This is a genomic window from Patulibacter medicamentivorans (genome assembly GCF_000240225.1).
In the GTDB taxonomy this organism is placed as follows: domain Bacteria; phylum Actinomycetota; class Thermoleophilia; order Solirubrobacterales; family Solirubrobacteraceae; genus Patulibacter; species Patulibacter medicamentivorans.
Genome location: NZ_AGUD01000087.1, coordinates 1 through 6,787, shown reverse-complemented (window position 1 = coordinate 6,787; position 6,787 = coordinate 1). Strand labels below are relative to the sequence as shown.

The 6,787-nt window shown below is 77.2% G+C and carries 7 protein-coding genes; 3 read left to right on the top strand and 4 right to left on the bottom strand.

Annotated elements, in window-relative coordinates:
- From pcaC to PAI11_RS07915, 3 genes are all read left to right on the top strand, one after another.
- Positions 1-840 (top strand): 4-carboxymuconolactone decarboxylase (gene pcaC / locus PAI11_RS07925; RefSeq protein ID WP_050897164.1); only part of this gene is annotated, 840 nt, incomplete at its 5' end.
- 89 nt (positions 841-929) lie between these two features.
- Positions 930-1,811 (top strand): DsbA family oxidoreductase, encoded by an 882-nt coding sequence (locus tag PAI11_RS07920; RefSeq protein ID WP_007572780.1) that lies wholly within the window; start codon positions 930-932, stop codon positions 1,809-1,811.
- An 81-nt stretch (positions 1,812-1,892) separates the two neighbouring features.
- Positions 1,893-2,777: a DsbA family oxidoreductase gene (locus PAI11_RS07915; RefSeq protein WP_007572778.1), complete on the top strand. Its 885-nt coding sequence runs from the start codon at positions 1,893-1,895 to the stop codon at positions 2,775-2,777.
- Positions 2,778-2,823: 46 nt separating this feature from the next.
- Here PAI11_RS07915 and PAI11_RS07910 read toward each other — a convergent pair whose 3' ends face one another.
- From PAI11_RS07910 to PAI11_RS07895, 4 genes are all read right to left on the bottom strand, one after another.
- Positions 2,824-4,143 (bottom strand): M20/M25/M40 family metallo-hydrolase, encoded by a 1,320-nt coding sequence (locus tag PAI11_RS07910; protein ID WP_007572776.1) that lies wholly within the window; start codon positions 4,141-4,143, stop codon positions 2,824-2,826.
- On the bottom strand, positions 4,140-4,961 hold the full coding sequence (locus PAI11_RS07905; protein WP_007572774.1) for a haloacid dehalogenase-like hydrolase: 822 nt from the start codon (positions 4,959-4,961) through the stop codon (positions 4,140-4,142). Before PAI11_RS07905 ends, PAI11_RS07910 begins: the two co-directional genes overlap by 4 nt.
- Positions 4,958-6,016 (bottom strand): M20/M25/M40 family metallo-hydrolase, encoded by a 1,059-nt coding sequence (locus PAI11_RS07900; protein ID WP_007572772.1) that lies wholly within the window; start codon positions 6,014-6,016, stop codon positions 4,958-4,960. The genes PAI11_RS07905 and PAI11_RS07900 overlap by 4 nt, the downstream gene beginning before the upstream one ends.
- Before the next feature lie 63 nt (positions 6,017-6,079).
- The gene (locus PAI11_RS07895; RefSeq protein WP_138974169.1) at positions 6,080-6,691 is read right to left on the bottom strand and encodes a CAP domain-containing protein; all 612 of its coding nucleotides are present in this window, start codon (positions 6,689-6,691) and stop codon (positions 6,080-6,082) included.
- Positions 6,692-6,787: the final 96 nt, after the last annotated feature.

Here is a 6,787-nt window from a genome sequence, read left to right as displayed (position 1 = left end):
TGGGAGCCGCGGGCGGCGGCGGTCCGCGCCGGCGGCACGGCCGCGATCGTCGAGCTGTCCCTCGACCGCTGGCTGACGCCGGCCTTCCGCGACGCGCGGCCCGATGTCGCCGACGCGCTGCGCGCGACCCTGCGGGCGACGGCCGACCCGGGCTACCTGGGCTGCGCCGCGGCGCTCGGGGCGGTCGACCTGCGCCCGGACCTGGGCCGGATCGCGGTCCCGACGCTGGTGATCGCCGGCCGCGACGACCAGGCCACGACGCTCGACGGGCACCTGCGTCCGCTGGCGGCCGCGATCCCCGAGGCGCGGCTGGCGGTCGTGTCCGGCGCCGCCCACCTGGCGCCGCTGGAGCGGCCGGCCGAGGTCTCCGCGCTGCTGGCCGAGCTGCTGGACGGCCCCGACCCGGCCGCGCCCGGTCGTCCCACCGTCCCCAACCCCGACCCGGAGCCCCCGATGAGCCAGCCTCCCCTCGACGAGGACGGCCTGCGCGTCCGCCGCGAGGTGCTCGGCGACGCCCACGTCGACCGCGCGCTCGCCGACAGCACGCCGTTCTCGGCCCCGTTCCAGCAGTTCGTCACCCGCACCGCCTGGGGCGACGTCTGGTCGCGGCCGGGACTCGACCGCCGCGCCCGCAGCGTCGCGACCCTCGCCGCGCTGGTCTCGCTGCGCGCCGAGCACGAGCTGCCGATGCACGTGCGGGCCGCGATCCGCCACGGCCTGACGCCCGAGGAGATCGCGGAGACGCTGCTGCACACCGCCCTCTACGCCGGCTTGCCGGCCGCCAACCGGGCCTTCGCGATCGCTCAGGAGACGCTGCGCGAGGACGGGCTGCTGGAGTGAGCGACGGCGCCGGACGCGCTGCGAGGCCCGCCCTTCGGCGTCGCGCCCGCGGTCGCTGATCGCCGGCGCCGCCTCGATACGGTGCAACCGTGCCCCACGTCGACCTGGTCGAGTTCACCGATCCCGCCTGCCCCTTCGCCTACAGCGCCGAGCCGCTTCGCTGGCGGCTGCTGTGGCGCTTCGGCGACCAGCTGCGGTGGACCGTCCGGATGGTCGGCCTGGCGCGGGACGCCGCCGCGCACGAGGCGAAGGGCTTCACCGCCCGCCCCAACGCCGAGGTGCTGCGGGCCTTCGACCGCTACGGGATGCCGCTGGCCGAGGTCGAGGAACGCGCGCCCGCCGGCAGCTGGGACGCCTGCCGCGCGATCGTCGCCGCGCGCGAGTTCGCGACCGGCAGCGAGCTCGCGCTGCTGCGGGCGCTGCGGATCGCCGGGCTCGCCGAAGCCCGCCCGATCGACGACCCGGCGGTGCTGGCCGACGCGGGCCGCGTCGCCGGCCTCGAGCCCGAGGCGCTCGAGGAGTGGGTCGCCGACGAGACGACCGAGCGGGCGTTCGTCGCCGACCTGACCGCGGCCCGCGATCCCGGTCCCGCGGCGCTGGCGCTCGACCACAAGCTCGCCGACGTCGAGCCCGACTGGACCGGCGCGTCGCGCGCCGGGTCCGGGCGCCGCTACACCTGCCCCAGCTACGTGCTGCGGGTCGGCGGCCGCACGGCCGAGGTCCCGGGCTTCCAGCCGTGGCTGTCGCTGGAGACCGCGCTGGCCAACCTGGCCCCCGACCTCGAGCGACGGCCGTGGGCGGCGAACGTCGACGAGGCGCTGGCCTGGGCCGCCGGCGAGCCGCTGGCCACGATCGAGGTCGCGGCGCTGCTCGACCGCGACGATCGCGACGAGGTCCGGGCGCTGCTGGTCGCCGCCGGCGCCCGCGAGCGACCGGCCGGATCCGACGGCTTCTGGACCGCGGCCGCCTGACCGCAGCCGGACCGCGGCCCGCTTCGTCGCGCGATCCCCTGTCACCACGGGGATCGCGAGCCCGATCGCTACGGTCGGGCAGTGCCGATCGTCGACGTCACCACCTACACCGATCCCGCCTGCCCGTTCGCCTACAGCGCCGAGCCGATCCGCTGGCGGCTGAAGTGGCGCTACGGCGACCAGCTGCGCTGGTCGCTGCGGCTGGTCGGCCTCTCGAAGGACGGCAGCTCGTACGCCAGCATCGGCTTCACCCCCGAGCGCGCCGCCGCCAGCCTGCGCCACTTCGACCGTCACGGCCAGCCGCTGGCGACCGTCTCGTCGCGGCCGATCGGCGGCACCTGGAGCGCCTGTCTGGCGATCGTCGCCGTCCGCGAGCACGAGGGCGTCGACGCCGCCGTCCGGCTGCTGCGGGCGCTCCACGTCCAGGCGCTCGCCCTCGCCCGCGACCTCGACGCCGAGGACACGATCACGGCCGCCGCGCTCGCCGCCGGGATCGACGTCGACGCGCTGACGGCCTGGCGCCGGGAGCCGGCCGTCCAGCGCGCGTTCGAGGCCGACCTCTCGGCCGCCCGCCGCCCCTCCCCCGCCGCGCTGGCGCTCGACGGCAAGCTGGCCAGCTCCGGCCAGGACTGGACCGGCGACGCCGACGGCCCGGTCGCCCCGCGCCGCTACACCTGCCCCAGCTACGTGATCGCGTCCGGCGACCGCTCGCTCGAGGCCCCCGGCTTCCACACCGCGCTGACGATCGAGACGCTGGTCGCCAACCTCGAGCCGGGACTCGATCAGCGACCGTGGGCCGAGGACCCGCTCGAGGTCCTGCGCTGGGCCGGCGAGCCGCTCTCGACCCAGGAGGTCGCCGGCGTCCTGGACCTGATCGACGACCGCGACGAGGCCCGCCGCCGGCTGCTGGCCGGCGGGGCGGTCGAGCAGGCCGCCGGCAACGACGGCTTCTGGACGCTGCCCTGATCGCGACCTCGGCGGACGGCCCGACCGCCCGCCGTCGCGGCGCGGCTCAGCCCGCGAGGCCCCGCAGCAGCGCGACCTCGGCCTGGGCCGCCCGCTCGAGGTCGCCGAGGTCGACCGACTCGTCGCTGGCGTGGATCCGCGAGCGGTCGTCGCTGGCGCCCCAGAGCACGAACTCCGCGTCCGGGTAGATCCGCGCGAGGTCGGCGCAGAGCGGGATCGCGCCGCCGGTGCCGATCCGGGTCACGGGCACGCCGTAGCCGGCCTCGAGCGCCGCGGCGGCCGCCGTCGCCACGGGGCCCTGGCCGGCGAGCAGCGCGCCCGGGGCGAGGCCGCTGACGTCGAGCTCCAGCTGCACGCCCCAGGGCGCCGCCCGGCGGACGTGGGCGACGATCGCGTCGGCGGCGGCCTGCGGATCCTGGGTCGGGGCGAGCCGGGCGCTGAGCTTGGCGCGGGCCTCGGGGATCAGCGCGTTGCCGGCCCCGCGGACCGTCGGCGCATCGATCCCGACCGCGGTGATCGACGGCCGCGTCAGCAGCCGCTCGGCGACCGGTCCGTCGCCGATCAGCGAGACGCCGTCGAGCACGCCCGACTCGCGACGGAAGTCCGCCTCGTCGATCGCGGCCCCGTCCCACGGCAGCCGGTCGAGGCCCTCGACGGCGACGTTGCCGGCGTCGTCGTGAAGCGAGGCGATGATCCGCGAGAGCGCCACCAGCGCGTCCGGTGCGGCGCCGCCGGCGACCCCGGAGTGGACGAAGTCCCGCAGCGTGCGAACGGTGACCTCGACGACCGCGAACCCCCGCAGCGAGGTCGTCAGCGTCGGCTTGCCGGTCGCGACGTTGCCGCCGTCCGCGATCACGAAGGCGTCGGCCCGGAAGCGCTCCGGGTCGGCCGCGACCAGCTCGGAGAGCGTTCCGAGGCCGGTCTCCTCCTCGCCCTCGATCAGGATCTTGATCCCGACCGGGGGCCGACCGCCGAAGGCTCGCAGCGCGGCCAGGTGGATCGCGATCCCGCACTTGTCGTCGGCGGTCCCGCGGCCGTAGAGGCGCCCGTCGCGGACGGTCGGGGCGAAGGCCGGCGTGGTCCACGCCTCCTCGGGGCCGGACGGCTGCACGTCGTAGTGGGCGTAGAGGACCACGGTCGGCGCCCCGGGCGGGGCGGGGATCTCGGCGAAGACCGCGGGCGCCGCGTCGGGCACGTCGATCTGGGTGACGCCCTCGAGGCCGGCGTCGGCCAGCAGCTGGGCGGTCAGGTCGGCCGCCTCGCGAACCGGCTCGGGCGGGAAGCCGGGGAAGGCGACCGACGGCAGCCGGACGAGCCGCTCGAGGTCGTCCTGCAGGCGCTGGGGGTCGACGGTCGGCTCGCTCATGCGGTGGTCTCCTGGGGGTCGTCGGGGATGGTCTGGCGCCCGTCCCTCCCGATCGGCGCCCCGCCGTCCAGCAGCGCGGCGACGGCGGCGCGCAGCTCGGCCGCGTCGCCCGCGACGGCGTCGGCCGCGCGCAGGTCGTCGGCGGCGTGGGGACCGGTCGCGACGGCGATCACGGCGACCCCGTCGTGGCGGGCGCAGGCGATGTCGCGCGGGGTGTCCCCGATCACGACCGTCCGCTCGGCGGGCCACGGCGCGCCGTCGGGACGCAGCGCGGCCCCGGCGCGAGCGCGCGCGATCGCCGGCAGCCGCTCGCGCTGCTCGTGGTCGGAGCCGAAGCCGCCGCCCCAGCGCGGGTCGAACCAGCGGCCGAGGCCGGCGGCGTCGAGCTTGCGCCGCGCGACCGGCTCGAAGTTGCCGGTCACCAGCGACTGGACGACGTCGCCGCGCGCGTGCAGCTCGGCGAGCAGGCCGTCGATCCCCGGGCTGACGTGGGCGGTCAGGTCCTCGGGGCGGTAGCGCTCGCAGGTCCGCGCCCGGACCGCGTCGGCCTGCTCGTCGATCGCCGCGGCCGGCACCCCCAGCGCCTCCAGGATCTCGCGCGCGATCTGGCCGTCGGTCTTGCCGGCACCGCCGCGCCCGCTGCCGTTCCGCAGCGTGGCCGGCTCGATCCCGTGGACGTCGCAGAGCGCGTCCCAGACGGCCGTGGCGTGGCTGCCCGACGCCCGCAGCAGCAGCGTGCCGTCGATGTCCCACAGCAGCAGCCAGCGGCCGTCGCCGACGGCCGCGGCTCCCGCGTCGCTGTCGTCGCGGACGGTCACCGGCGCAGGTCGACGTCCGCGCTCAGCCGCTGGGCGAACGCGGCCAGCAGCTTGGCGGTGTCGAGCACGTCGCTGACCTGGACGGTCTCGACCGAGGAGTGCATGTAGCGCAGCGGCACGCTGACGACCGCGGTCGGGATGCCGTCGGCCGCGATGTGGATCGCGTCGGCGTCGGTGCCGGTCGCGCGGCCGACCGCGTTGATCGTGTGGGCGATGCCCTCGGCCTCGGCGACCTCGAGCAGCGTGTCGGTCACCCACGGGTGCAGCGGGGTGCCCCGCTCGATGACCGGGCCCGACCCGAGCGCATGCTCCCCGATCTCGTTGCTGTCGACGCCGGGCTGGTCGCTGGCGAAGGTCACGTCGACCACGACGGCGATGTCGGGCCGGACGCGGTGGGCGGTCGTCTTGGCGCCCGAGAGCCCGGTCTCCTCCTGGGTCACCGCCCAGCCCTGGACCTCGCCGGGGGCGCCGCCGGCCTCGGCCACCAGCCGCGCCGTCTCGTAGGCGACGAACGAGCCGACGCGGTTGTCGAGCGAGCGCGACGCGACCCGGCCCCCGCGCAGCTCGAGCGGGGCGACGTCGATCACCGCCACGTCGCCGACCCGGACGACGGACAGCGCGTCCTCGCGGTCGGCGGCGCCGATGTCGATCGTCAGCTCCTTGAGCTTCGTCGCCCGCGTGCGGTCGTCGGGCTCCATCAGGTGGATCGGCTTCTTGCCGACCACGCCGCTGATCTCGCCGCCGCGGGCCAGCAGCCGGACGCGCTGGCCGACCAGCTGCTGGGGATCCCAGCCGCCGACCTGGTCGACCCGCAGGAACCCGCGCTCGTCGACGTGGGTGACGATCAGCCCGATCTCGTCGATGTGCCCGACGACCGCCAGCGACGGAGCGCCGTCGCCGCTCGCCGGGACCCTCGCGACCGAGGAGCCGACCACGTCGTGCTCGACCGCGGCGAAGGCCCCCGCATGGCGCCGCCAGACCGCGGCGGCCGCGGCCTCGCGACCGGACGGCCCGGGAGTGGTCAGCAGCTCGCGCAGGACGTCGGGCAGGCTCATGCCAGGACGGTATCGCGCGGCGTCCACGGGCCAGGCGCCGTGGGCGGGCCGGCGGGGACCGGCTCAGCGGCGCCAGCCGGTGACGAGCGCCCAGGTCGCGCCCGGACTCGATCCGCCGACGCCGGCCGCGCCGCGACCGGACCAGGCGAAGCCGCCGTCGCGCGAGCGAGCGCCGAGGACGACCTGGCGATGCCCGGCGTGCGAGGCGAGCCAGCGCCGGACCGTCGCCAGCGGGGTGGCGAAGCTCCCCCGGCCGGCCGCCAGCGCCTCGCCGGCGTCCCAGCGTCCGGCGCCCCTCAGGTAGCCCGAGCGGCGGACCCGCGCCTGCAGCGACCCCCCGGCCTGGTGGTCGAGGCGGTTCTCGGCGATCGACCGCGAGACCTGGCGCGCGGCGACGCGGTCGAGCTTGACGTTGCGGCGCAGCATCCGCACGCCGGCATCGCGACGGGCGGTGTCGACCAGGCACCGCAGCATCCGCTCGGCGTCCCCCGTGCTCCGCTGGAGCTGGTCGGCCTTGGGGCACGCGGCGAGGAACTGGGCCGTGGTCGGATCGGCGGCCGCCGACGCCGGGGCCAGGGCGAGCAGCGCCGCGACCGCGAGGGCGGCGCTCGCACCGCGGCCGCCGACCGGCCGGCGCTTCGGTCCCGTGACCAACGAGACATGACCCGACGTCATGGCGTGCTCTCCGTTCTTCGACCCGAGGACCGCCACCGCGGCCGCGACCGATCGTAGCCCTCCGCGGCGCGCTCCGCGAGCCGCGCCCGGCTCCGA

Coding starts and splice junctions, on each gene's coding strand:
- PAI11_RS07910 (WP_007572776.1), bottom strand. CDS start 4,143: ATGAGCGAGCCGACCGTCGACCCCCAGCGCCTGCAGGACGACCTCGAG.
- PAI11_RS07900 (WP_007572772.1), bottom strand. CDS start 6,016: ATGAGCCTGCCCGACGTCCTGCGCGAGCTGCTGACCACTCCCGGGCCG.
- PAI11_RS07895 (WP_138974169.1), bottom strand. CDS start 6,691: ATGACGTCGGGTCATGTCTCGTTGGTCACGGGACCGAAGCGCCGGCCG.